Annotated in this window: 23 protein-coding genes and 1 pseudogene; 22 read left to right on the top strand and 2 right to left on the bottom strand. The window is 41.9% G+C overall.

What is annotated here, in order from left to right; translation table 11 throughout:
- The first annotated feature begins 71 nt into the window (after positions 1 to 71).
- From pfkB to C5695_RS09340, 4 genes are read left to right on the top strand one after another with little or no spacing between them, the layout of a single operon-like run.
- Positions 72 to 986 (top strand): 1-phosphofructokinase, encoded by a 915-nt coding sequence (gene pfkB, locus C5695_RS09355; RefSeq protein ID WP_117730492.1) that lies wholly within the window; start codon positions 72 to 74, stop codon positions 984 to 986.
- A gap of 12 nt (positions 987 to 998) precedes the next feature.
- Complete coding sequence (locus C5695_RS09350; RefSeq protein WP_117730491.1) at positions 999 to 2,414, top strand: PTS fructose transporter subunit IIC; 1,416 nt, start codon at positions 999 to 1,001, stop codon at positions 2,412 to 2,414.
- A 15-nt stretch (positions 2,415 to 2,429) separates the two neighbouring features.
- On the top strand, positions 2,430 to 2,888 hold the full coding sequence (locus C5695_RS09345; protein ID WP_117730490.1) for a PTS sugar transporter subunit IIA: 459 nt from the start codon (positions 2,430 to 2,432) through the stop codon (positions 2,886 to 2,888).
- A 2-nt stretch (positions 2,889 to 2,890) separates the two neighbouring features.
- Positions 2,891 to 3,760, top strand: coding sequence for a class II fructose-bisphosphate aldolase (locus tag C5695_RS09340; RefSeq protein WP_117730489.1), 870 nt, complete (start codon positions 2,891 to 2,893; stop codon positions 3,758 to 3,760).
- 40 nt (positions 3,761 to 3,800) lie between these two features.
- Here the strand turns inward: C5695_RS09340 and C5695_RS09335 are convergent.
- Positions 3,801 to 5,319 (bottom strand): annotated as a pseudogene (locus C5695_RS09335) (MDR family MFS transporter); the annotation flags it as partial.
- Between the two features lie 169 nt (positions 5,320 to 5,488).
- Here C5695_RS09335 and C5695_RS09330 point away from each other — a divergent pair.
- From C5695_RS09330 to C5695_RS09245, 18 genes are all read left to right on the top strand, one after another.
- Positions 5,489 to 5,908 (top strand): MarR family winged helix-turn-helix transcriptional regulator, encoded by a 420-nt coding sequence (locus C5695_RS09330; protein ID WP_233230851.1) that lies wholly within the window; start codon positions 5,489 to 5,491, stop codon positions 5,906 to 5,908.
- A gap of 207 nt (positions 5,909 to 6,115) precedes the next feature.
- Positions 6,116 to 7,726 carry a ribonuclease YeeF family protein gene (locus tag C5695_RS09325; RefSeq protein ID WP_233230817.1) on the top strand — a complete coding sequence of 537 codons (1,611 nt, stop codon included), beginning with the start codon at positions 6,116 to 6,118 and terminating at the stop codon, positions 7,724 to 7,726.
- 18 nt (positions 7,727 to 7,744) lie between these two features.
- Positions 7,745 to 8,089, top strand: a complete 345-nt coding sequence (locus C5695_RS09320; protein WP_117730485.1) for a hypothetical protein — start codon at positions 7,745 to 7,747, stop codon at positions 8,087 to 8,089.
- A 116-nt stretch (positions 8,090 to 8,205) separates the two neighbouring features.
- Positions 8,206 to 8,505 (top strand): contact-dependent growth inhibition system immunity protein, encoded by a 300-nt coding sequence (locus C5695_RS09315; RefSeq protein ID WP_117733063.1) that lies wholly within the window; start codon positions 8,206 to 8,208, stop codon positions 8,503 to 8,505.
- Positions 8,506 to 8,857: 352 nt separating this feature from the next.
- Positions 8,858 to 10,930: a BglG family transcription antiterminator gene (locus C5695_RS09310; RefSeq protein WP_262379068.1), complete on the top strand. Its 2,073-nt coding sequence runs from the start codon at positions 8,858 to 8,860 to the stop codon at positions 10,928 to 10,930.
- Between the two features lie 15 nt (positions 10,931 to 10,945).
- Entirely contained in the window at positions 10,946 to 11,212 is a 267-nt protein-coding gene (locus C5695_RS09305; protein WP_117730483.1) for a PTS sugar transporter subunit IIB, read from the top strand.
- A 25-nt stretch (positions 11,213 to 11,237) separates the two neighbouring features.
- Positions 11,238 to 12,500: a PTS ascorbate transporter subunit IIC gene (locus C5695_RS09300; protein ID WP_117730482.1), complete on the top strand. Its 1,263-nt coding sequence runs from the start codon at positions 11,238 to 11,240 to the stop codon at positions 12,498 to 12,500.
- Between the two features lie 17 nt (positions 12,501 to 12,517).
- Positions 12,518 to 13,213 carry a D-allulose 6-phosphate 3-epimerase gene (gene alsE / locus C5695_RS09295; protein WP_117730481.1) on the top strand — a complete coding sequence of 232 codons (696 nt, stop codon included), beginning with the start codon at positions 12,518 to 12,520 and terminating at the stop codon, positions 13,211 to 13,213.
- Between the two features lie 169 nt (positions 13,214 to 13,382).
- Positions 13,383 to 14,423 (top strand): LacI family DNA-binding transcriptional regulator, encoded by a 1,041-nt coding sequence (locus C5695_RS09290; protein ID WP_117730480.1) that lies wholly within the window; start codon positions 13,383 to 13,385, stop codon positions 14,421 to 14,423.
- Positions 14,424 to 14,641: 218 nt separating this feature from the next.
- A complete protein-coding gene (locus tag C5695_RS09285) occupies positions 14,642 to 15,898 on the top strand; it encodes an ABC transporter substrate-binding protein (RefSeq protein ID WP_117730479.1) in 1,257 nt (418 codons plus the stop codon).
- A 30-nt stretch (positions 15,899 to 15,928) separates the two neighbouring features.
- Entirely contained in the window at positions 15,929 to 16,861 is a 933-nt protein-coding gene (locus C5695_RS09280) for a carbohydrate ABC transporter permease (protein ID WP_117730478.1), read from the top strand.
- Positions 16,861 to 17,691 carry a carbohydrate ABC transporter permease gene (locus C5695_RS09275; RefSeq protein ID WP_117730477.1) on the top strand — a complete coding sequence of 277 codons (831 nt, stop codon included), beginning with the start codon at positions 16,861 to 16,863 and terminating at the stop codon, positions 17,689 to 17,691. The genes C5695_RS09280 and C5695_RS09275 overlap by 1 nt, the downstream gene beginning before the upstream one ends.
- Positions 17,692 to 17,725: 34 nt before the next feature.
- A complete protein-coding gene (locus tag C5695_RS09270) occupies positions 17,726 to 19,066 on the top strand; it encodes an alpha-glucosidase/alpha-galactosidase (RefSeq protein WP_117730476.1) in 1,341 nt (446 codons plus the stop codon).
- Positions 19,067 to 19,403: 337 nt separating this feature from the next.
- Positions 19,404 to 20,864 carry a CoA-acylating methylmalonate-semialdehyde dehydrogenase gene (locus C5695_RS09265; RefSeq protein WP_117730475.1) on the top strand — a complete coding sequence of 487 codons (1,461 nt, stop codon included), beginning with the start codon at positions 19,404 to 19,406 and terminating at the stop codon, positions 20,862 to 20,864.
- A gap of 222 nt (positions 20,865 to 21,086) precedes the next feature.
- Positions 21,087 to 22,622, top strand: a complete 1,536-nt coding sequence (locus tag C5695_RS09260) for a glycoside hydrolase family 43 protein (RefSeq protein WP_117730474.1) — start codon at positions 21,087 to 21,089, stop codon at positions 22,620 to 22,622.
- A gap of 31 nt (positions 22,623 to 22,653) precedes the next feature.
- Positions 22,654 to 23,919, top strand: coding sequence for a glucuronoarabinoxylan endo-1,4-beta-xylanase XynC (locus tag C5695_RS09255; RefSeq protein WP_117733061.1), 1,266 nt, complete (start codon positions 22,654 to 22,656; stop codon positions 23,917 to 23,919).
- Between the two features lie 129 nt (positions 23,920 to 24,048).
- Positions 24,049 to 24,756 carry a response regulator transcription factor gene (locus C5695_RS09250; protein ID WP_117730473.1) on the top strand — a complete coding sequence of 236 codons (708 nt, stop codon included), beginning with the start codon at positions 24,049 to 24,051 and terminating at the stop codon, positions 24,754 to 24,756.
- Positions 24,757 to 24,758: 2 nt separating this feature from the next.
- Positions 24,759 to 26,162: a sensor histidine kinase gene (locus C5695_RS09245; RefSeq protein ID WP_117730472.1), complete on the top strand. Its 1,404-nt coding sequence runs from the start codon at positions 24,759 to 24,761 to the stop codon at positions 26,160 to 26,162.
- Between the two features lie 49 nt (positions 26,163 to 26,211).
- On the opposite strand, the gene C5695_RS09240 is transcribed toward C5695_RS09245, so the two are convergent.
- Positions 26,212 to 26,523, bottom strand: coding sequence for a magnetosome magnetite crystal formation protein family (locus C5695_RS09240; protein WP_117730471.1), 312 nt, complete (start codon positions 26,521 to 26,523; stop codon positions 26,212 to 26,214).
- Positions 26,524 to 26,528 lie beyond the last annotated feature (5 nt).

Here is a 26,528-nt window from a genome sequence, read left to right as displayed (position 1 = left end):
ACAATCTGAAAACATTTTCACTCAAACGTATGAGATACTTTCTTTAGAGAAAAGAAAGAAGGTGAAACCAATTGATTTATACCTGCACCTTAAATCCTGCTATTGACCTATATATTGCATTAAAAGAAATGAAGGCAAATGCAGTCAACCGCACGGAAGATGAAGATTATCAGCCGAATGGCAAGGGAGTCAATGTCTCCATTATGCTAAAGAAATATGGATTCACCAGCACTGCATTAGGATTTATTGCTGGGTTTTCAGGCTCTTATATTGAACAATCCTTAAAGGACCTTTCCATTCAAACCGATTTTATCTCAGTTGAAGGAATTACACGCATTAATGTTTTTATTAATACGACAGAAGAATACAAGCTCGTGAACCAGGGACCTGCAATTGAAGAAAAAGCACTTCACACCTTTCGTGAAAAAATAGCGGCCATCCCGCAGGGGGACATCCTGATTATGTCAGGCAGCCTACCAAAGGGCGTACCAGCCAGCATTTTTTCAGATGTAGCAGCTATTTGTCATCAGCACAACGTCAAGTTTATTTTAGACACAAGCTCCGCAGCAGTTCTTGACACACTTCAATTCAAGCCGTATTTATTAAAACCGAATGAAGAAGAAATCGCTGCTTTTTTCGGCAAAACACATCCTATGTCAGAAAAAGAACTCATTCAATCAGGAGAAAAACTCATTGAAATGGGTGCAGAGCAAGTGCTTGTTTCCCGCGGAGGAGAAGGGGCTTTATTCATCACGAAAGACGCCATCTTCAAGGGAAACGCACCGACTGGTACTGTGGTAAACACAGCTTGTTCTGGAGATGCAATGCTCGCTGCCTTTCTTAGTAAACAGCTTGAAGGTCATTCACCTGAAGAATGCTTACGCTATGGTATTGCAACGGGCGCATCTACTGCATTTTCTAAAGGATTAAGTGATTTACATGACATTCATTCATTAATTGAGCAAGTACACATTGACAAGATATAAGGGGGAATAGACATGAGCCGTAAAAAAATTGTCGCTGCAACTGGCTGTCCAACAGGCATTGCACATACATTTATGGCAGCTGAAGCATTAAAAATAGCTGCTGAGCAATTAGGGGTTGACATCAAAGTTGAAACGCATGGTCAAGTAGGAATTGAAAACGCTTTAACCGATCAAGACATTCTCGAAGCCGACGGGGTCATTGTCGCAGCTGACAAAGATGTGAATACAGATCGTTTTCACGGCAAACCACTGATTGAAGTGCCTGTAGCAAAAGGCATCCGCACGCCAGATGAATTGATCCAAGGCATTATCAATGGAGATGCACCTGTTCATCAAGTGAAAGGAAGGGCTTCTGGAGCGGAGAAAGCTCCAGCTTCTTCACCAACTCAACAAAAATCGGCGAATAAGTGGATACACACCATCTACAAACATTTAATGAACGGTGTCTCACACATGCTGCCATTTGTTGTTGGAGGCGGGGTCTTAATTGCCATTTCATTCCTATTTGGTATCTACTCTGCTGATCCTCAGCATGAAACGTATCATCCGTTTGCTGCCTATTTAAAAAACATTGGTGGACTCGGATTTAGCTTAATGGTGCCGATTTTAGCAGCATTTATCGCTGATTCAATCGCCAGACGCCCAGGGATGGTTGTTGGGTTTATCGGCGGACTGCTTGCAAATGATGGAGGTGCTGGATTTTTAGGTGGTATTATCGCAGGTTTTGCAGCAGGTTATATCATCGTATTCCTTCAATTCCTGCTTCAAAAATTGCCGGCATCACTTGACGGTTTAAAATCAATCTTCATCTATCCTGTGATCGGTATTTTCTTAATTGGGGCTGTGATGACACCACTATTAGTTCCGATCACAGGGCTAAATAATTCATTAATGGATTTCCTTTCAGCTGTACAATCCACGAATCCGTTGCTCTTAGGTTTAATTGTTGGAGCGATGTGTGGATTTGATATGGGCGGTCCTTTTAACAAAGCAGCCTATGTGACAGGGACGGCATTACTTGCACAAGGCAACCTTTACTTTATGGCTGGTGTGTCTGCAGCATGTATCACGCCACCACTGATCATTGCGATTGCCACCACCATTTTCCGAAAACATTTCACACCACAAGAACGAAATGCTGGGATGATCAACTATATTCTTGGGGCGACTCATATTACAGAAGGGGCCATCCCATTTGCGGCCAAAAACCCGGTCGTAGTCCTGCCAATTATCATGTTTGGCTCAGCCATCTCAGCTATATTGACGTATCTATTTGGCGTACAGGTTCCAGCTCCGCATGGTGGATTCCTTGTCCTTCCAGTCGTCACAGGTGCATTTCAGTGGGTACTATCCATACTGATTGGATCACTTGTAGGTGCCATTCTATACGGACTTTACCGTAAAAAAATAGACAAACCCGCAGTTTAATAGGGAGGAAGAGAAATGATGGAACATATTTATATGAATCTTCATGAAACCGCGTCGTCACAAGCTGGCGTTTTCACAGCCATTGCTGACATTGCCTACAAAGCAGGCATTTGCACATCACCAGAAGATGTCAAAAAAGGCTTAGCTGAAAGGGAAGCACTAAGCACAACTGGATTTCAAGATGGATTTGCCATTCCGCATACACAAACAGAAGCCATCACAAAACCAGCGCTCGTGATCGTCCGCACGGAAACAGGCATTGAATGGGATGCTTTTGATGGGAAGCCTTGCTTTTTCTTCTTATCCTTATTGATCCCAAAAAATGAAGCAGGAACCACTCATTTAAAAGCACTTTCTGCTCTTTCAAGAGGTTTAATGGATGAAGCGAAACGACAAAAGCTGCTGGAAACAAGAACAAATGAAGACATGCTGACTGTATTAAAATCAGATATTTTAACAAGAGAGGATGTTTGATCATGCCTTTACTTTCAACAACACCGATGCTTGAGGTTGCAAAAAAAGAAAAATACGGAATTGTTGCATTCAATGTACATTCCTTTGACAGTATTTATTGGGTGCTCGAAACCGCCGCAGAATTAAAGTCACCTGTCATTTTACAAACAACGGTTGGAACGGTTCAATCTCTTGGGGCAAAAGCGATTGCAGATACCGTCAAGGCAGCAGCTGATCAATATCAAATCCCCATCGGTCTGCACCTTGATCACTGCACGGACTTTGATGTCATTCTCACCTGTATACGAGCGGGATATACATCTGTTATGATCGATGCATCCATGCATTCATATGAAGAAAATGTACGCCGTACAAAAGAAGTCGTGGACCTCGCATTAAAAGTAGGAGTAAATGTCGAAGCAGAATTAGGCAAGGTAGGCGGTGTCGAAGATGATATTGTCGTCGATGAAAAAGACGCTGAAAAAGCCATTCCATCAGAATGTCGTCAATTTGTAGAAGAAACTGGGGTACCGACTTTAGCACCTGCTATTGGTACTGCTCACGGCATTTATAAAGGAGTACCGGATATTGACTTTGACCGCATTGAACAAATTGCAGCGCTGATCGATGTTCCACTTGTATTGCACGGTGGTTCCGCTGTACCGGATGAAGACGTCAGACGATGTGTGGCACTTGGTATGGCAAAGGTCAATGTCTCAACTGAATTGAAAAATGCGTACTCTGAAGCCATCCGTGATCATTTCTCAAACGAACCGGAAAGCTTAGATCCACGTATGTATTTACAAAAAGCAAAACAAGCAGCAAAAGATATGGTCCAATCGAAAATACAGATCGTAGGCAGTGAAGGTAAAGCCCAACCGTTATATCAATAAGAAAAAAAGCAGAGCCGTTAACGCTCTGCTTTTTCACATTATTCGCTTTCTTTCATTTCATTTGATGTGCGTACCCGTGCATTTCCCATAAATAATACCGTAATCGCCGCAAGGGCAATAGGGAATAACGCAATTAAAAATACGTACGTAATACTATGTGACATCGCATCGATGACTTTATTTAAAATATCAGGCGGAATTTGTGAACGGGCACCTTCTTGAAAAATGGCCTGTGGATCGCCTATTTGAGAAGGGGCGCCTTTCATTCCGCTAAAAGCATCTGCTAAACGATTCGTTAGGACATTGGTTTGAATCGTCCCAAAAATCGTGACACCAAGTGTCATCCCAAGTGATCTCATAAATGAATTGGTTGAGTTTGCACTGCCTCGGTAGCGAGGGGCAAGATCATTCATCGAAGCTGACGGCAGAAGGGAGAAGCTGAAGCCAACTCCAAAGCCTGCTATCATCATAAAGAGAGTGAGCCACAGTCTAGCTGTATCAGGTGACATATTGGCAAGCAGCAGCATCCCCGCGAAAAATGAGATAACAGAAATCGTCATAAGACGTCTGAAAGGCACTTTCGTCTGCATCGTTCCGCCAATCATACTGCCAATGACAGACCCTATCATCATCGGTGTTAAAATGAATCCAGCACTTGTCGCAGATTCACCGTACACCGCCTGAACGAAAATAGGAATGAAGACGGCAAGAATAATAAATGTTCCACCATATAAAAACGCCAAAATTTGTGATGTCGCAAACAAACGATTTTTAAACATCCAAAATGAAATAATCGGTTCCTCCGCTTTACGTTCCACAATAAAGAAGATGGTACCGAACACAAGAAACACAGCAAAAAGTGTGAGGATTTGCACCGAATCCCAAGCATAAGATTTACCGCCAAGCTCAAGTGCGAACATCAAGCTGACAACCGCAACGACAAGTGTAATAGCACCTGACCAGTCAATTTTCTGCTTGCGGTGTTCTAGCGATTCCTGATAATATCTTGCAATCAAGAACACACTAACAATACCGATTGGCACATTAATATAGAACACCCAATGCCAGCCGACCGAGTCTGTGATAATAGCTCCTAAAAGTGGTCCTAGTACACTCGACAAACCAAACACTGCACCAAACATACCGGACATTTTACCGCGCTTTTCAGGCGGGAAGATATCAAAGATGATTGTAAACGCGATTGGAAGAAGGGCGCCGCCTCCAAGCCCTTGAATGGCTCGGTAAATAATGAGCTGATCCATCGTTTGTGCGATACCGCACAGCGCAGATCCAATTAAAAAGAAAATAAGTCCAAACAGAAAAAAACGCTTTCGACCATACATATCAGAAAGCTTTCCGTAAATCGGCATCCCAGCCATTACTGCCACCATATAAGAAGCCGTCACCCAAGCAAATTTATCAAAACTGCCCAAATCTGCTACGATGCTTCCCATCGCTGTTGCAACAATGGTATTGTCCATCGCAGCCATAAAAATTCCTAACAGCAAACCGATGACAACAAAGCGGGTGGATACCTTGCCTTTATCCACATGATTCATTTCATTTACCTCCTGCTTACGTTCTCTCCTTATTTTTGCTATGATCAACTTAAATATAAAGTAAGAGAACATTTATCTTGATGATCAAGATAATTTATTTTAAAGGGAGGAGAACAAGTTGTCAATAAAGAACGACGCAGAAGACAGAGCAGACCTGATCATCCATACAATGAGGCGCCTCGCCACACGAACGGTTTTATTCCACCAAGCGGCCGCACAATCGCTTGGCCTTTTCCCAACAGACCTGAAATCAGCCGATTTGTTAAACGAACTCGGTCCTCTCACAGCAGGAGAATTAAGTGAAAAAACAGGTCTTAGCTCAGGTGCAGTCACAGCTCTGATTGACCGCCTTGAAAAAGCGGGCTACGCCAAAAGAGAAAAGGACCCAAAAGACAAACGAAGAGTTATCATCGTTCCATTAACGGCAGGGAAATCACAGGTAAAAGAACTTTTCCAATCCTTATCAGCATCAACTAAACAACTCACAAACGAATACAAACGAGAAGAATTAGACTTAATCATTCAATTTATTACCGAAGCGGCAGATATTATGGACGAAGAGCTGCAATTGCTTAAGTCTAGGTTTTAAGAGAGCACAATGTTAAGGGTGTGCTTTTCTTTGAAAAATAAAATGGCGAGGATCTGATTCTGATCATTTACATATTAAGTACTGTTTTTGTATCTATATTCCTATTTAATGACAAACCCTCTGTTGGTAAAATTGACCTTGTCAATGAATAGGAAGGAGTGAATTCTTCTGGGGAAGATACTTGATGCAAAAGCACTAACAAGCGCCATGGACGCAAGGGCAAAACACTACCAGGAACTCCGCGAACAAATGATAGATTTAAAAAAGGCACTACAAGGCGTGGCAAACCTCGGTGATGATTTCACAGGAAAAGGTGCCGATAACATTAAAAGCTTCTACAAAGAGCTCGCAGGAAATGTAGACATGTTTATCAGCTTCATTGATAAACAAAAAGCCTTTCATGAAGGTGTTTCTGGGACACTAGATGATACAAACTTTGGAGGCGACACCTTTGTAGAAGAACACTTTTTAGACAATGCAGTACATATGGGAATCAAGAATGCCAAAAGCATCGTAAAGGATCAAAAAAAGGCACTCAAAACGATTTTTCAAGACATCGACGACCTCATTTCTCTAGAGGTATTTGACAGTAAAACCTTTGATGAAAAGATTGCAGATGCGGAAGATGAACGAAAAAAAACGGTTAAAGATTTAATAGAGCTTGATCAACATTTAAAAGATGAATATGCTTTGTCAGAGACTGAGGAGAAGGCTACAATGGCATTGTACGCAGAAATGATGAATGCCACAAATGACGGAAAAGCGATTTCTCCGATGAATTTTGACAAGAAAGCGTATCAAAATAGTGAAATCTACAAAGCAAAAAGCGATATTGAGAAGCAAACTTCTGAATATCTGCAAATCAAAAAAGAACAACAGGAAGCCCGCGAGATCGCAAAGGAACAAGAAGCCCTCGCCAACCGTCCTTGGCATGAAAAAGCACTCGATTATGGCGGAAATATCGTCAATGAATTGACAGGTGTGAACGATGCAAAACGTGCTGCTACAGGCGTTGACCCGATCACAGGCGAAGAACTTACAGCAGGACAACGCGTCGCCGCAGGCGGCATGGCAGCAGCAGGCTATATCCCAATCGTCGGCTGGGCAGGGCGTATTTTCAAAGGCGGAAAAGCCGTCTATAAAACGACCCAAGCCACATCAGCCGCAGTCAGAGCAGTCGATATTTACAAGACATCACAAAAGTCTTTTGATGCGTTGAAAACTTCTCAAAAAGGCTTATATGGCCTCACCGCCACCAACGGCTTCAGCGAAGCGATTACGGGGCGTGATATGTTTGGAAATAAGGTCTCGAAAGAACAGCAGGAAGCGAGTATGAATGCGGCGCAGGGAATGCTTTTGCCGTTTGGGGCGAAAGGGTTTCATGGGAAGATGGAACTAACTCCAAACATCTCAAAGAGACACGACAAAATAGCTCATAACCACTACTACAGTAGAAAAGACTTTAGAACTCAAATCAACAATGCTACCTATACAGAACACGGTTTTAAACATTTAAAAGCCAAAACAGCTGAACAAGCTAAGCTATTTAGTGAAACAGGACGAAAGCAGGCACAGTATTTGCCTGATATAAAAAATAAAGTTATTGAGAAAGAAGCTTTAAAAAAAGGATTAATTGTAGAAAACGAGAAAGGTGCAGTATATTTTATTTATAATACTGGTCGTCCAGTTGGTTTTGATTTAGGAGTAGAAACGTCTTGGGTTAGAGCAGAACTAACTTCAAGTGGAGTTTTTCATGGTCATCCATTAGCAGGTAATCGATTACAAGAGTATTTAAAAATGGCTAAACCAAGATCATAAGGAGTGTAAGTGTTTAAAATGAAAATTCAGAAAAAACTTCCTAAATATAAACTTCAGCCACTTAGAATACCTTCAGGGTGGGAAACTAGTTACAATTCTTTAACAGAGTTAGATCCGGAATTACTCAATAAAGATGATTATGATAAATGGCTAAATTTCACTGAAGATTTATTACAAATCAAGAATAGCAAGAAAAATATATTGCTAGATGTCGGATGGTATCCGGAAGCAGATCCGGAAGGGGTTTATGGTTTAGATGTAGTAGAAGATTTTAATTGGGAAAATCCAGTCACATCATTTGAAACGAAACAAAAAGGCGAATTAATAGAAAAAATCGAGTTACTAATGTGGCAACTGAGTTAACAATGAAATAAAATGTGCACTGAAAATCAATACAAGATTTTCGGAGTCAAGGTTTTGAAACTTGACTGATCTAATTGATGATTATAATTATGATAAATAGTATGATGGGTGATTCAATGAATGAGAGTTACAATTATTTAGAGGAGTTAGAAGATTTTTTAGGTGGGGCATTTCATCAGGATATCGATTCACTAGAAGAAGCCTTAGATAAGTTTATTCATGAAGCTAGCAAAGATTGTCTGCTGTCTACTATAAAGGATTGTCAGGATTTTTTAAATAGTACTTTAACAATACAAGAAAAAGAAAGCTTTATCGAAAATAATGCAGAAATCTACTTTTCAGCGATCTCATTAAATCCTCTACAGTGGCTTAATAAAATAATAGAAGAAATGAAAGAAGCAGTGGACATGAAGTAACAAAAAATTTTTAAGTTTAAAATCTGCGGATACTGAGCGCATTGGGCACTTAAGTGCCTAGGTTCTGCGGTGATTTTGTACATATGAGCAAATCATGAATGCCAAAAGAATTGTGACGGATCAAAAAAGAAATAAAGAGATTATTCAGTACATATCTGACCTCATTACAAAGTTTTTCCATCACGAACTCTTTGTATACAAGCCTAAAAGCACACTCAAACGGGTGTGCTTTTTCTTATAACAAAAGAACCACCCAAAAACCTGCACAGCATTTGCTGAAAACATTTGGACTTCTTTGACGCATGTGAGTTGATTAGACTTATAACCAAAGAGAAGAAGGGAGGAATTCCAACTGCACTTAACCAAAAGAGGCACGACTTTACTATCAATGCTGATTCACACGACATCTTATTTATCAATTGAAGATTTACAGAATCGACTGAATGTCTCTACTCGAACTGTCTACTCTGAAATCAAACGCATGAATAGCTGGCTGGACACACATCAGCTTAGCGGCGTTCAACGAAAAGATCAACTTGGCTACTACTTACACCCACATGAAAAAGAAGTCATTATTCAAAAAGCTGACAACATTCTTGTCGGTCACGATTATGAGCCCTGTGTAAAGGAAAGAAGGGCAATCCTGCTCTTATCCATTGCATGCAGTGAGAAATATCTAAAAATAGAGGATTTTATGAAGCTCACCAAAGTGAGCAGAAATACATTGCTTGAAGATATGAAACAGTTAAAAAAAGCACTTTCAAAGCAGCAGCTCACGCTATACTACCAGGCAGCCTGTGGCTATTTGATTTCAGGAGAAGAAAGAGCGATTCGATTGGCTCTGAAACCTTATATTCAGACCATTCGCACCATGATAAAAAACGAAAAAGCATTTCCATCTTTTTGGTTAAAGGCCCCTATTTCGTATAAGAGATTACACTATCTCCTCCAACAATCTGAACAAGAGCTTAAGCTCGAGTTTGCAGATGACATGCTGGATCAGCTGTCTTTGGATCTCTTTTTCTACTATAAGCGGATGATGCTAGGACATGCTGTACATCTTTCAAACGAAGAAAAGCGTACATTACAGGAAACAGATGAATGCTTCGCGGCTATTCGTTTCATGGCAAGAATTCAAAGAGAAACTGGCATTCAAGTTCATGATGATGAAATCTATTTTCTTAGCACTCTATGGCTCAGTGCCAAGAAACAAAAGCTTCCATCAAATAAAAGGCCAGAAGAGCATCTCATTCGCACCATTGCCAGACAAATGATTGTTGATTTTCAGCGGTATGCATGTATCTCCTTTCAAGAGTACGAAGCCTTGAAGCACAACTTAACAATGCATCTCATCCCAGCCTATTACAGACTCATTTATCACATTGATATCAACAATGAATTAACAGAATCTATTAAAAAAACACAGCCAGAGGTGTTTGACATCACTCAAAAGGTCGTATGCCATCTAGAAAAGGCGACCTGCTCAAAGATAAGTGACCATGAAATAGCTTATGTGGCGATGCATTTTGGTGGTTGGATGAGAAGAGAAGGGATTTCCCCAATTGTGCGGCGTTCTGTATACATTGTTTGCGGCGAAGGAATTGGTACAAGCCACATGCTGAAAACACAGCTTATCGAATTAATCGGTTACATTGAAGTGCGTGGACTATTATCAAAGCGTTCATATGAAGAAATGTCATCCATTGATGTTGACTTTGTTGTATCAACAACACCTATTTCGTTTAAAGGAAAACCCGTTCACCTCGTTCATCCCATTCTCACTGCCTATGAGAAAAAAACCTTACTTCAATATGGGGAAGGTGCAGAAATCAGGTTTGATGAGAAAAATGTGAACGCTTTATTCAATATCATTCAGCAGCATGCCATCGTACAAAATGAAAAAGCACTGCTTCGTGATCTTAAAGAGCTACTGCATCCCGCATATGTATCCCATCAGAAAGGGTGGAAACCAGTGTTAAACGATTTATTAACAGAAAAAACCATTCATCTCCAGCAAACAGCAGAAACATGGCAAGAGGCCATCACAAAAGCAGCGCAGCCCTTACTCGATCAAAATGCCATTCAGAAAGGTTATGTGGAGGCCATGATTCAATCCGTTGATCAAAATGGACCTTATATTGTGATTGCACCACAAGTAGCCATTCCGCATGCTAGACCAGAGGACGGCGTGAACAAATTAAGCATGTCACTCATGTCATTCAAGCGGCCCGTTTTTTTCTCTAAGGATGAAAAAAAACAGGTTCGTCTCGTCATCGTACTAGCAGCCATTGACAGTATGACCCACCTGAAAGCGCTCAAACAACTGACCATGCTGTTAAGTGATGAAAAACGGATGAAGCAATTGGTTGAAGCAAGTGAATTAGCATCGGTTCAAGAACTAATTAATCAATTTTCAAAACGATAAAGGAGGAAAAAGAGAATGAAAAAAATTCTTGTTGTGTGCGGGAACGGATTAGGAAGCAGCTTTATCGTAGAAATGAATGTCAAAAAAGCATTAGAAGAGTTAGGGCTTGTAGCTGAAGTGGATCATACCGATCTCAGCACAAGTAAAAATGAACTGGCCGATCTATATATCGGAGCAACCGACATTATCGATCAGCTGGATGACGGCACAAGAACGGTCGCTGGATTAAATAACTTGTTAGACCAGGAAGCCATTAAAGACGTCCTTCGTAAACACATTTAAGCCACGAAAAAGGGGGATTTACATCATGATAGAACTGATCATGAACGATATATTGGGCACACCGGCCATTCTCATCGGTTTGTTTGCACTAGCTGGTTTACTTTTGCAGAAAAAGTCAGCTACCGATACTGTATCAGGCACCTTAAAAACAACGATGGGTTTTTTAATATTAGGAGCAGGCGCCACAGTCGTCTCTGATTCACTTGGCGTTTTCAGAAAAATGTTTGAAGCAGCATTTCATATTCAAGGGGTTGTCCCAAATACAGATGCCATGGCGGCTATTGCCCAAAAGGAATTCGGGACACAGACGGCTCTCATTATGATTTTTGGCATGCTGGTCAATTTGTTATTGGCAAAATTCACACCCTTTAAATACGTCTTTTTAACAGGACACCATACTTTGTATATGGCTGCAATGCTCGCAGTCGTTCTCTCGACAGCTGGTATGCAAGGAGCGTTTCTTGTCACCATCGGTTCAATTATATTAGGAACGGCTATGGTCATTGCACCCGCTATTCTTCAGCCATTCACAAGAAAAGTCACTGGAAGCGATGATCTGGCACTCGGACACTTCAGCACTTTCGGTTATTTTACAGCGGGAATGATCGGCAAATGGGTCGGTCGTCCAGAGAAATCGACGGAAACCATTCAAGTACCTAAATCACTCGGCTTTCTAAGAGATACATCTGTGGCCATTTCGATCACGATGGCTTTTCTGTTCTTTGCGATTGCACCGTTTGCTGGGATTCCCTTTATAGAACAAATGAGTGGGGGCACGAACTTCGCTGTCTTCATTCTCATTCAGGCGATTACCTTTGCTGCTGGTGTATACATTATTTTAGCTGGGGTGCGGATGGCAATCGGTGAAATCGTGCCTGCTTTCAAAGGTATTGCTGATCGTTTTGTGAAAGGGGCAAAGCCGGCACTTGATGCACCAACCGTTTTTCCATTTGCTCCAAATGCAGTCATTATCGGTTTTTTGTGCAGCTTTGCAGGAGGGATCGTATCCATTTTTCTTTTACCTTTGTTTGGATTAACTGTCATTGTCCCTGGTCTTGTTCCGCACTTTTTTTGCGGCGCTACAGCAGGGGTGTATGGCAATGCAACAGGAGGTGTGAGAGGGGCTGTCGCTGGGGCCTTTGTGAATGGATTGCTTCTTTCTTTTTTACCTGCTTGTTTATTACCTGTGCTAGGCACCCTTGGCTTTGAAGGGACAACTTTTGGAGATACAGACTTTGGTATCATCGGCATCTTGATTGGAATGATCAAGCTTTTATTTCAACTGTAAAAAGGAGGAGCCTAAGAATGACAGCCATTTTTTCACCTTCACTGATGTGCATGGATTTAACGCACTTCCGCGAACATATTCATATACTCAACACGAGAGCAGATCGATATCATGTCGACGTCATGGATGGTCATTACGTGAAAAATATCACCTTATCACCCTTTTTCATAGAAGAGCTTAGAAAACTGACAGATAAACCAATTGATGTTCACCTTATGGCAGAGTACCCCCAAGAATTTTTAATCGATGCCTGCATTGATGCAGGCGCAAGCATGATCTGCTTACACCCAGAGGTCGTGCAAAGAGACGTTTTTAGGATCATTCGGCATATTCATCAAAGAGACTGCAAAGTCGGCTTTGTCTTAAACCCCGCCACACCAATTTCGGCGTTAGATTCCTTTATACATTTAATAGACCGAGTGACGATCATGACAATCGATCCAGGCTTTGCAGGACAGCCTTTTATTAAAGAAATGCTTTGTAAAATCAAAAAGGTGAGAAAGATAAAAGAGCAAGAAGGGTACTCATATTCAATTGAAGTAGACGGCTCTTGTAATGAGAGCACGTTCCGGCTGCTTGCTGAGGCTGGAAACGAGATTTATATTATCGGCAACTCAGGTTTATTTGGACTTCACAAACAACTCGACACGGCTTGGCAGACAATGGAACAGTTGTTTACAAAAGAAACAGCCTCAATTGAATCACGTGACTAAAAGAGGATCAAATGAATCCTCTTTTTTTACGCAATTTTACTAAAACCCATAAAACTACTCAAAAGCAAAATAAAAAATCAAAAAATCACAATTGAAAACGCTTTATTAATGTGTTATCCTTCAAATATCTTTAGTAAATATTTAGTCAAAAACCAAGAGGAGTTTGCCTATGACCACACTCAAAGATATTGCTCATGATGCTAAAGTATCCGTTTCTACTGTCTCCCGTGTGTTAAATGGCGATCAAACACTTGCCGTTTCTCACGCAACAAGACAAAACATCCTCGACATTGCAAAGAAGTTAAACTATACCCCAGTGAGAGCAAGAAAAGCCGATCAAGCAGAGGAAAACAGCCCATCTGAATCCCCAGTCATCGGTATCGTTGTCGCTCAATCCATTGACGAAGAATTAAATGATCCCTTTTTTTCATCGATTCGAAAAGGTATTGAAAAAGAATATGCCAAACAAGGTCTGTCTACCCTCCATACCTTTCGCCTGAGAAGCATGGACAAAAGGGCGATGCTAAAGGATATTGACGGTTTGATTGTCATTGGACGAATCAGCCCTGATACGGTTGAAAAAATGACAAACAGAATGGAACACATTGTTTTTATTAATCATTATGCGGATGAAGATTTGTATGATTGTGTGCATGTCGATTTTGTCAGAGCGGCAGATCGAGCGATTCGCCACCTGCAATCGCTTGGCTATACTCATCTAGGCTATATTGGCGGAAAAGAGCGGGAGCATTATTTCGACGGAAATGCTGTAATTGAGGACGAAAGACAAACGACGTTTATGAGAAGAATGCAGGAGGCGGGAGGTCTTCATATGGATGACATTCACATTGGGGAATACTCCATGCAAGATGGCTATACGCTCATGCAACAAGCTATTAAAAAAGGAAAGCTTCCACAAGCCTTTTTTATTGGGAGTGATTCAATGGCGATCGGTGCAATGCGCGCACTCAACGAAGCCGGTCTACGTGTACCTTTGGACGTATCCATTGTTGGGTTTAATGACATTGAAGCTGCTTCATTTTCAAGTCCGCCGCTTACAACCGTGAAAGTATATACAGAAGAAATGGGGGAAGTCGGCTTGAAGCTTTTGCTTGAGCGAATAAACGGCAGAAAGCTCCCTCTAAAAGTCGTCGTGCCAACAAAACTCATCGAACGGGGCAGTACATGTCTCATCCATGAAAGGGGGTGAACCAATATTTCAGCAAACAAAAAAGAGACAAAAAAGCAGAAAGCAAGCTACTTAGCATGATGGCCAGATGATGCTAAAGAACAAGGCAGCCAGCCGGTATGCTCTCTTATCTCTTTGAAAAGAATAGAATTCCAGTATAATGGACTTCCTTTGTTTCCGCAACTGCATGAATTCTACCGATTATCGTCTGAATTTTCAGTGATTAAAAGGAGGATACCATGAATAAAAAAATCATGCTCATGACTGCGGCTTTAGTTTTAACCATTCTTTTGTCTGCTTGTAGCAATCACAGTACGTCCGAAGCAAACGGAAAGGTCACCCTGACTCTCTTTTCGACGATGAGTAATAGTGGGGAGAGAAAAACATTTGAAGAAGTGATTCGTGAATTTGAAAAGGAGCATCCTCAAATTAGAATCGATGCCAACTTCCCAGGCAATAGCTATGAAGATATGATCCGCGTCAAAATGGGAGCAAAAGATATGCCGGATCTGTTTGACACACATGGCTGGGCCAAACTGCGTTATAGCGAGTATGTGGCTGATTTAAAAGAGATGGATTGGGTCAAACATCTTGATCCTTCACTCGATCAGATTTTAAAGGACCAAGATGGCAAAGTATATGCTTATCCGCTGAATCAAGCAAAAGACGGGCTAAGCTTTAATGCCAATCTATTAAAGGAATATCACATTGAAGTTCCTAGAACACTTGATGAACTAAAATCTGCTTTGCTGGCTGTTAAAGAAAAGAGCAAAGGAGAGGTTGTACCGCTCTGGATACCAGGAGGAGACAACTCAAATATCGCCCAAGTTTTTGATGAACTAGCCACCCCTTTATTAATCACCGATCCAAAACATCAATACGGAGAAGAACTTGAAAACGGATCATTTGATTGGTCTCTTTATACACCGCTTGCACAGTTCATGGAGGAGTTGAAAGATCAAGATCTTTTAAACAAAGATGTCCTCACAGCAAAACTCTCTCAAGCACCTGAACTGATGGCACAAAACAAAATAGCCTTCACCTTTGTCGGAGGCTCTTTAGGACCTGAAACATCTGAACTCAATCCATCGATCAAAGTCGGCACAATGCCTGTTCCATCTATTCATGAAGGAGATAAGCAAAGCTGGATTGGAGGAGAACGGTTTACTGTCGCTGCCTGGAAGGACTCCAAACATTTAAAAGAAGCAAAACAATTCATCGATTTTCTCGCAAAGCCTGAAAATGTGAAAAAAATCGCAGAAGGCACATCCTCTGAAGCAGCTTTAAAGCAAGTAAAAGCGAAAAACTATTACTCTACGTTTTACGAAGAGTATAAAGAGGTGAAGATTGAACCGTATTTCGATCGAAAATACTTACCAAGCGGCATGTGGGCTGTCATGGCAACATCGGGTCAAGAATTATTAGCAGGCTCCGTCACACCAGAGAAATTATCGAAGAAGATGGAAGAGGAATATAAACGTCTGAAAAAACAATAGCAGGCCCATGCTGAAACAGGAGTGAAGCCAATGAATGACATCACAAAAGCACAGCAGCCAGCCTCATTCACCTCTTTACGAAAACAGAAAATGAAAAGAAGACAGGATTCATCCCTTTGGTGGATGTACATGCCAGCTGTTCTCGTTGTCAGTACCTTTATCGTTTATCCTTTTTTGAACGGAATTCAGCTTTCTTTTACGAATTGGAACGGGTTCTCACAAACTTATGAGTGGGTGGGCCTTAATCAATATAAACGTCTGCTTCAGGACCCAACAACATGGCTTGTAGTCAAAAATACGCTTCTATACGGAATCGGAAGCACAATCTTACAAAATATCATCGGACTTGGATATGCTCTCTTATTAAATCAAAGCTTAAAGATGAGAGCCATTACAAGAACAGTCATCTATTTACCTGTCATGATCAGTCCGATTGCGATGGGCTATATTTGGTATTTTGTGTTTGCTTACCAAGGTGGTGCCTTAAACGATGTGATGATGTTTTTCGGTTTTGACCAAATGAATGTGCTTGGGAATCCGCAATTAAACACATGGATCATTGTGCTTGTCAACACCTATCAATTCGTTGGGATTGCAATGATTATTTACTTAGCAGGCCTGCAAAGTATTCCTAAGGATTATTATGAAGCGGCACAACTAGATGGCGCATCAAGCCTCCAGCAATTCAGGCGGATCACATTGCCGCTCCTTATGCCATCCATCACCATTAACATTGTGCTCAATATCATTGGCGGGCTCAAGCTCTTTGATGTCATTGTGGCACTTACAGGCGGCGGACCTGGCGATTCCTCGCAATCCATGTCAACCTTTATGTATGATCTGTATTTCAAACGTCAAGATGCAGGCTATGCAGCAACACAAGGAGTCTTCATGGCGGTCATTATTCTTGTCATTAGTGCCGCAGCGCTCATTTATTTCAAACGAAAGGAGACCGAGGTGTGATGGATAACGCCTTTAAACGTAAGAAGAGATGGTATACCTTCCTCGCTCTTTTGATTACAACGCTTCATCTCATTCCATTTTATATCTTGGTGACGACATCATTAAAGGGGATAGGTGATTTCAGCTCAAAATGGCTGTTTCCGAAAGCACTTCATCTTGAAAACTTTCACACGGCATGGACAGAGGCTCAGCTTGGTCAGTCCTTTTTGAATACCGTGATCATTACGTTCAGCTCCGCTGTATTACTCATCATTCTTGGATCTCTTGCAGCTTATCCGCTCGCAAGAAGAAGCACAAAGCTTAATAAAGCAGTTTATGTTTTATTCATCGCTATTATGGTTATTCCACCGCTCACAGCACTTGTCCCGCTCTATAAAATGGTCGTTCAAATCGGGATGATGAACACCTATCAAATCGCTATTTTAAATAATGTCGCTGCTTTTTTACCGCTAACCATTTTCTTATACGCAGGCTTTATCCGGTCGACAATTCCAAAGGAGCTTGAAGAAGCAGCCCGTATTGATGGAGCGGGGACACTTAGAGTTTTTTTCACCGTCGTTTTTCCGCTTCTGAAGCCAATTACCGCATCTGTTTTAATCATTGCCTGTGTGTATATTTGGAACGACTATCAATTTGCTATCTTCTTTTTGCAAGATAAAGAGATGCATACACTCACAGTCGCCCTATCCCATTTTTTTGGTCAAAATCAACATCAGCTCCAGCTCGTTGGTGCCGCTGCACTCATTGCGATGCTGCCAATGGTGACGATGTTTTTACTGTTGCAAAAATATTTTATCGCAGGGCTTTCACAAGGCTCTGTCAAAGGGTAGTTCCACATATTTGATGTTAAAAGGAGAGTCGTCTATGTCTAAAATTACATTTATCGGTGCAGGGAGTACCGTATTTGCTAAAAATATATTAGGAGATTGTTTGTTCGTCCCTGCACTAAGCGGTTTTGAATTCGCTTTATATGATATCGACCATAAGCGGCTAAAAGAATCAGAAACGATGCTCCGCCATTTAAAAGAGAACTACGGTGCACATGTGACCATTAAGTCCTATCACAACCGAAAGGAAGCCTTAATGGATGCAAAATATGTAATCAATGCCATCCAGGTTGGAGGCTACCGGCCAAGCACCGTGATTGATTTTGAGATTCCAAAAAAATATGGGTTAAGACAAACGATTGCAGATACGGTTGGCATCGGCGGCATCTTCCGCTTCCTTCGAACAATTCCTGTGATGCTTGATTTTGCAAAGGAGATGGAAGAGGTTTGCCCAAATGCTTTATTGTTAAATTACACAAATCCAATGGCCACACTGACAGGTGCGATGCTGCGCTATACACCGGTTCAAACAGTCGGTCTTTGTCATAGCGTGCAAGTGTGTACAAAGGATCTATTTGAATCACTTGAAATGGATCATGAAGGCATTGAAGAAAAAATTGCCGGCATCAATCATATGGCGTGGTTATTAGAAGTGAAACGGGACGGAAAAGATTTGTACCCAGACATCAAAAGAAGAGCGAAAGAAAAGCAGAAATCACGGCATCATGATATGGTACGTTTTGAGCTGATGGATAAATTCGGCTACTATGTCACTGAATCCTCAGAACACAACGCCGAATACCACCCTTATTTTATCAAATCGCGCTATCCAGAATTGATCGGTCAATTTAATATTCCACTTGATGAATACCCGAGACGCTGCGAGGAGCAAATCAACAACTGGAATACCATGAAGCATGACCTTGTGGGCAATACACAGATCACACATACTCGCTCAAAAGAATATGGTTCTCGTATCATTGAAGCGATTGAAACGAACGTTCCCTTTAAATTTGCCGGGAATGTGCTGAACACAGGCGGTCTCATTCACAACCTGCCTGAAAAAACGTGTGTCGAAGTGCCGTGTGTTGCAGATCGGAGCGGCATTATGCCATGCTATGTCGGAGAGATCCCTGAACAACTGGCTGGGCTCAACCGGACCAATATCAGCTCACAGCTCATGACAATTGAAGCAGCAATCAGCGGGAAAAAAGAGCACATTTATCAAGCGGCATTACTTGATCCACACACAAGCGCTGAACTATCGATTGATGACGTCATCAAATTATGCGATGAACTCGTTGAAGCACATGGTGAGATGCTCCCGCATTTTTCAGAACCGAATCAATATACCGCATCAACCAACTTACAGAAATAAACCAGCCTCTACCTGATGCAACGCGCATCAGGTTTTTTTATGCTGCAAAAAGAGGATTGACTGAAAGCGTTTTTAATATTATGGTTTTTCTAAAGTTACCCAACAGTTTATCAAAAATACACCATGAATAAACCTCATCCTGGAATGATTTTTCTCAAACAAATAGATATCTGCAACTTTTCACACCTTAGAACAAGCTCTTGATCACAACGTAAACCAACACGACAATTACATTTGACAAAGAGTGTATACAGATGGATGCCCATTAGATGAGACAATGGCGATCATACACATCCTGTAAGCATGACATTTTTTCATAAAAAAGGAGAGAGGGAACATGACCAAAACAGATGTACAAACGTTGAAAAATTATATTGGCGGACAATGGATTGAGGCAGAAACAAGTCAAACAGAGGCAGTATATAACCCAGCTACTGGCGAGATCATCGCAGAAGTGCCGCTTTCAACAAAAAAGGATGTCGAACGTGCGATACTCGCAGCACAGGAAGCGTTTACGACTTGGTCTAAAACAGCCGTTCCCCGCAGGGCACGCATTTTATTTAAATACCAACAGTTACTCGTTGAGAACTGGGATGAGCTGGCTGGACTCGTCACAATTGAAAACGGAAAAAGTATAACAGAGGCAAAAGGTGAAGTGCAGCGCGGAATTGAATGTGTCGAATTTGCCGCTGGTGCACCGACCTTAATGATGGGAAAACAATTACCAGATATCGCATCTGGACTCGAATCTGGCATGTACCGCTATCCAATCGGTGTCATCGGCGGTATTACCCCATTTAACTTTCCAATGATGGTCCCTTGCTGGATGTTCCCGCTAGCTATTGCGTGCGGAAATACATTTGTTTTAAAACCTTCAGAACGCACGCCTATTCTTGCCACGCGATTAGCCGAGCTATTTGAAAAAGCGGGTCTTCCAAAAGGTGTTCTCAACATTGTCAATGGGGCTCACGATGTCGTCAATGGGCTGCTTGAACATCAAAAGGTCAAAGCCATTTCATTTGTCGGCTCTCAGCCAGTCGCAGAATACGTCTATAAAAAAGGCACAGAGCATGGAAAACGTGTCCAAGCACTTGCAGGTGCAAAAAATCATTCCATTGTTCTCAAAGATGCTGATTTAGACGCGGCAACAAAGCAAATCATTGGCGCTGCTTTTGGATCAGCAGGAGAGCGCTGCATGGCTGCGGCCGTTGTCGCAGTGGAAGAAGAAGTGGCAGATGAGCTCATTCAAAAATTAGTTGATGAATCAAACGAGCTCGTCATTGGAAATGGAATAAATGAAGAGGTCTTCCTTGGTCCAGTCATTCGAAAGGAACATAAAGAACGAACACTTCAATACATCCAGTCAGGGATTGAAGAAGGAGCCAGCCTCATTCGTGATGGCAGGAAAGACCTTGAAACAAAAGAAAGAGGGTATTTCGTTGGACCAACGATCTTTGACCATGTCACAAATCAAATGAAAATTTGGCAGGACGAGATTTTCGCCCCAGTCTTATCCATTGTCCGTGTCTCCTCACTAACAGAAGCGATCGACCTGTCCAATCAATCAAAATTTGCGAACGGCGCCTGCCTGTACACGGACAGTGCATCAAGCATTAGAGAATTTCGCGAAAACATCGACGCAGGTATGCTCGGTGTGAATATCGGTGTGCCTGCACCAATGGCATTTTTCCCATTTTCCGGGTGGAAGGATTCTTTCTACGGTGACTTACATGCGAACGGAACAGACGGAGTAGAGTTTTACACAAGAAAGAAAATGGTAACCGCTCGTTATATGTAATCTACATTCATTGAATAAACTAAAAAAATGCAGCTCTCCATTTGAGAACTGCATTTTTTGTTGTCTTCTAGTCAAAAAGTAAGGGTTTACATGATGGATTTAGCAGTGATTCCCCTATAAATCATCCTTTGTATTCATTCTTCATCAGCACATATCAACATAATTTGAAATTGGGCGTAAACCCCAATATGAGGAAGATGAAAACAGGAGGAAAATGAACCGATGAGGAAGAGGATGAAATGCGGTGTAGGTTTTTTGATTCTTGCTTTGGTACTAAGCTGTATTCCGGTATATGATGCGAGTGCAGCAAGTACCCCCATTGCAAAACGAGTAGGAAATGCAAATCCGCTCATAGACCATCACTTGGGGGCAGATCCGTTTGCACTTACCTATAACGGCAGAGTGTACATTTATATGTCGAGTGATGACTATGAATATCACAGTAATGGAACGATTAAGGACAATTCTTTTGCGAATTTGAATAAGGTCTTTGTCATCTCTTCGGCGGATATGGTGAACTGGACAGATCATGGAGCGATTCCAGTAGCTGGCGCAAATGGGGCAAATGGCGGCAAAGGAATTGCCAAATGGGCAGGCGCCTCCTGGGCTCCAGCGGCTGCGGTGAAAAAGATCAATGGAAAGGATAAGTTTTTCCTTTATTTTGCTAACAGCGGCGGAGGGATTGGCGTCCTGACAGCGGACAGCCCGATTGGTCCTTGGAAAGATCCTATCGGAAAAGCGCTTGTCACGCCAAATACACCAGGGATGTCTGGTGTTGTATGGCTTTTTGATCCAGCCGTATTTGTAGATGATGACGGAACGGGTTATCTCTATGCCGGCGGAGGCGTTCCAGGCGGTTCAAATCCAACGCAGGGGCAATGGGCCAATCCTAAAACAGCAAGGGTGCTGAAACTAGGATCTGATATGACAAGTGTGGTTGGCAGTGCATCTACAATTGATGCTCCTTTTATGTTTGAAGACTCGGGGATGCATAAGTATAACGGTACCTATTACTATTCCTATTGCATCAATTTTGGCGGCTCCCATCCAGCAGATAAACCACCAGGCGAGATCGGTTATATGACGAGCTCAAGTCCTATGGGCCCCTTTACGTATAAAGGACACTTCCTGAAAAATCCGGGTGCATTTTTCGGTGGCGGTGGTAATAACCATCATGCTGTGTTCAATTTCAAAAACGAGTGGTATGTCGTGTATCACACGCAAACGGTGAGCTCTGCCTTATATGGCGCAGGGAAAGGCTACAGATCTCCCCATATTAATAAGCTTGTGCATAATCAGGACGGTTCCCTACGAGAGGTCGCAGCCAATTTTGAAGGAGTCAAACAGCTATCCAACCTGAATCCTTTTCAGCGGGTAGAGGCTGAGACATTCGCATGGAATGGCCGTATTTTGACAGAGACTTCAACAGCTCCAGGCGGACCAGTCAATAACCAGCATGTCACAAACATTCAAAATGGAGATTGGGTCGCTGTCAGTAACGTCGATTTCGGTTCCAGAGGTGCCAGAACCTTTAAAGCCAATGTAGCAGCAGCTTCAGGCGGACAAATAGAAGTACGTCTTGGCAGTCCAGACGGTAGGATTGTCGGAACACTTAATGTCCCTTCAACAGGCGGGAACTGGCGAGAAATAGAAACAGCAGTAAACGGAGCAACGGGAGTACACAACGTATTTTTTGTCTTCAAAGGAAATGGTTCCAGCCTATTCCAATTTGATTCCTGGCAGTTTACTCAAAGGTAAACAAAACTGGTTGATGGGAGAGTGGGAAAATTTGATGTCCATAATCAAAAAACCAATTTGTACTTTATTGGTCTGCTTCACTATGTTGTCTGTCATGTTTTTAGGGCCTGGGGTAACTGAGGTGTCAGCGGCAGATGCGAATATTAATATCAATGCAGAAAGACAAGTGATTCGCGGCTTTGGCGGAATGAACCACCCGGCGTGGATTGGTGATTTAACCGCCCCTCAAAGGGACACCGCCTTTGGCAATGGGCAGAATCAATTAGGATTCTCCATCCTAAGAATTTTTGTAGACGAGAACAGAAATAATTGGCACAGAGAAGTCGCCACCGCCAAAAGAGCGATACAGCACGGTGCTTTGGTGATCGCTTCGCCTTGGAATCCTCCAAGCCATATGGTGGAGACCTTTAATCGTAATGGTGCATCTGCAAAGAGGCTAAGATACAATCAATACGCCGCATATGCCCAGCATCTAAACGATTTTGTGACATATATGAAGAATAATGGCGTTAATCTCTATGCCATTTCTGTACAAAACGAGCCCGATTATGCACATGAATGGACATGGTGGACGCCTCAGGAAATCCTGCGATTCATGAGGGAAAATGCCGGCTCCATTAATGCGCGCGTCATGGCGCCAGAGTCCTTTCAATACCTTAAAAATATATCAGACCCAATCTTAAACGATCCGCAGGCACTTAGAAATATGGATATTCTCGGTGCCCATCTGTATGGAACCCAAATCAGCCAGCTTCCGTATCCTCTTTTCAAACAAAAAGGAGGAGGGAAAGAGCTATGGATGACAGAGGTTTACTATCCGAATAGTGACAATAATTCAGCGGACCGCTGGCCTGAGGCATTAGGTGTGTCAGAGCATATTCACCATTCGATGGTGGAGGGGGACTTTCAGGCGTATGTTTGGTGGTACATCCGCAGATCATACGGTCCTATGAAGGAAAATGGAACGATCAGCAAACGTGGATACAACATGGCGCATTTCTCCAAGTTTGTACGTCCGGGGTACGTCAGAATTGATGCAACGAAAAGCCCTGAACCGAATGTTTTCGTATCAGCCTATAAAGGAAACAATCAGGTCGTCATTGTCGCGATTAACAAAAACAATGCAGGAGTCAATCAACACTTTGTGATGCAAAATGGGACCGCTTCACAGGCGTCAAGGTGGATTACGAGCGGTAACAGCAACCTCCAGCCTGGAACTGACTTAAACATATCAGGGAATCAATTTTGGGCCCATCTCCCTGCGCAAAGTGTGACGACCTTTGTAGTCAAACGCTAAAAAACACCAAAGCCAATTTTCTCATTAAAAAAGAAAATTGGCTTTTTTCTGTGTAAATAGAAAGTTGATTTTTCACGACGTCTACACTTTGGGTATAATAATAACAATGACTTCAGGAGAGTGATCATCATGCAAAAACTTCAAAGCAAAGTCTTGATTATAGATGACGAAAAAGAAATCTTAGAATTAATTCATACCGTATTAACAAGAGAAGGCATTGACCGGGTGATAACAGCTTCAACTGCCCGTGATGGACTCACGCAATTTCATCAAGAACATCCCGACCTCGTCATATTGGATATTATGCTGCCAGACGGTGAAGGGTATGATATTTGCAAACAAATCAGAGAGACTTCCCATGTTCCGATTATCTTTTTATCAGCAAAGGGTGAGGAATCAGACAAAATTGTAGGACTTGCCATTGGCGGCGATGATTACATTACAAAACCGTTCAGCCCAAAGGAAGTCGCCTATCGGGTAAAAGCCCAGTTGAGACGGTCATCATACTTACAGTCTTCTCAAACGGATCCCGTGATCAAAAAAGGCCCATTTGAGTTAAACGAGCAGCAAGCCGAGCTGACGAAAAACGGAGCGGCGATTGAACTCACGCCGAAAGAGCTTATGCTGATGACCTATTTCTTGCAGCACCCGAATCGCGTAATCAGTAAAGAAACGCTTTATCAAACCGTTTGGGGAGAAGATTTCTTCGGTTCTGACAATACAGTGATGGTTCACATACGTAGACTTCGGGAGAAAATAGAGAATTCCCCATCTACACCAGAATTTCTCGTCACAGTCAAAGGGCTTGGCTATAAATTTGTTGTAAAGGATGCGTAAGGATGAAATGGCGATTAACAGGCAGATATATGGTCTCTGTCATTATCGTGACCATTATCACTGTCTTTATTAACCTATTTGGCTTCATGATTTGGCTTGTACTGCAAGCAAGCAGCCAGCAAAACGAAGAACACACACCCGAAACCTTCACAAGATCATTTGAACAATACATCACCTTTTCCGATCAAGACATCACTGTGAGCAAAGAAGGACAGCAAGCCTTAAAACAACAAAATGCGTGGATTCAAATATTAGATGAAAATGGACAAGACGTCTATCATGCACAGGCACCTAAAGGCTTAAAGAGCAAATATACACCCATAGAAATCGTGAACTTACATAAATATAAAGATAAGCAATTGCTATCGACCATTTATGCTGGCGGAAAAAAAGGAATGGGCAAGGAATACAGCTACTTTATCGGATTTAAGGATCCTTCCATCGGAAAATATTTATTCTCGTTCAACACGAGAGACTTAGTATCAAGATTCAATATCGGAACGATGATTTTATTGTCAATCGATGCCATCATTGCCTTACTCATTGGCTACTTATTCAGTCGGCAGCTCATCAAACCACTTGACCGTGCGATTCATGGCATCCAGCGTCTCGCAAATGGTGATTATACGACAAAGCTGCGCGCTAAGGGAATATATAAAGATGTCTTCTATAATGTCAATCACTTATCAAAGCAGCTCGCTTCAAGCCAAAAAGAAAAAGAAAAATTAGAGCAAATGCGGGAAGAATGGATCAGTCATATTTCTCATGATATTAAAACGCCTCTAGCTTCTATACAAGGCTATGCAGAAATCATGAAAGATCCAAATTATCCTCTTTCAAATCAAGACATCAAACATTATGCAAACATCATAGAGAATAAATCACTGTACATCAAAGATGTCATGGAGGATCTAAATTTAACAACAAGACTGAAAAATAACGACGTGATGCTGCATAAAGAAATCGTGAACATTGTGCCTCTGCTGAGGGAAACGTTAATCGATATTCTAAACGATTCGAGATATGCAGATCAGACGATTGAGCTTCAAACGAATGTAGACAAGCTCATGCTGAATATTGATACGATCCTCATCCGAAGAGCGGTCACCAACCTTATTTTAAATGCTCTTGTTCACAATCATTCTGATGTAAAAATCATAGTACAGCTTGAACAAAAAGAAAACACCCATATTACGATTAAAGACAACGGCAAAGGAATAGAAGAGGCAGAGCTAGAAAAAGTATTTGATCGCTACTATAGAGGGACGAACACAGGAGGGACACATGCAGGCTCTGGTCTCGGGATGGCCATTGCAAAAGATATCATCCAAAAGCACGGCGGGGAAATTACGATACGTAGTATGATAGGTGAGGGAACAACGATTGATATTCAATTGTCCGCATGAACGAACATAAAAAAACGGTTCTGACCAACGACAGAACCGTTTTTCTCATCTAATATTCTGAAAACACTTTGATGCCTTTCACAATGTTCCAAATGAAGAAGTAAATCGCCACAAGGAATGTCACAGCATACGTTGCAATTAAGAATGGACCAGCATGACGGATATCGTTCATGCCAAGTAAACCTGAACCGGCAATACCAATACCGAAAATCAAATAAGGAATCACATGCGTCCAAAGTGATGTTTTCGCATGATATTTCACTTCGTCCTTTCCTAAGAAGTAAACGATAATTGGAAACAGAAACGGCGCAAAAAAGATACTGAAGTAACATAATGAAGACAAAATTTTATTCTCTCTCAAACCTT

The organism is Bacillus pumilus (assembly GCF_003431975.1).
GTDB classification, from domain to species: Bacteria; Bacillota; Bacilli; order Bacillales; family Bacillaceae; genus Bacillus; species Bacillus pumilus_N.
The sequence above is the reverse complement of the archived record's forward strand: the minus strand, read 5'-3'. Positions and strand labels throughout refer to the sequence as shown.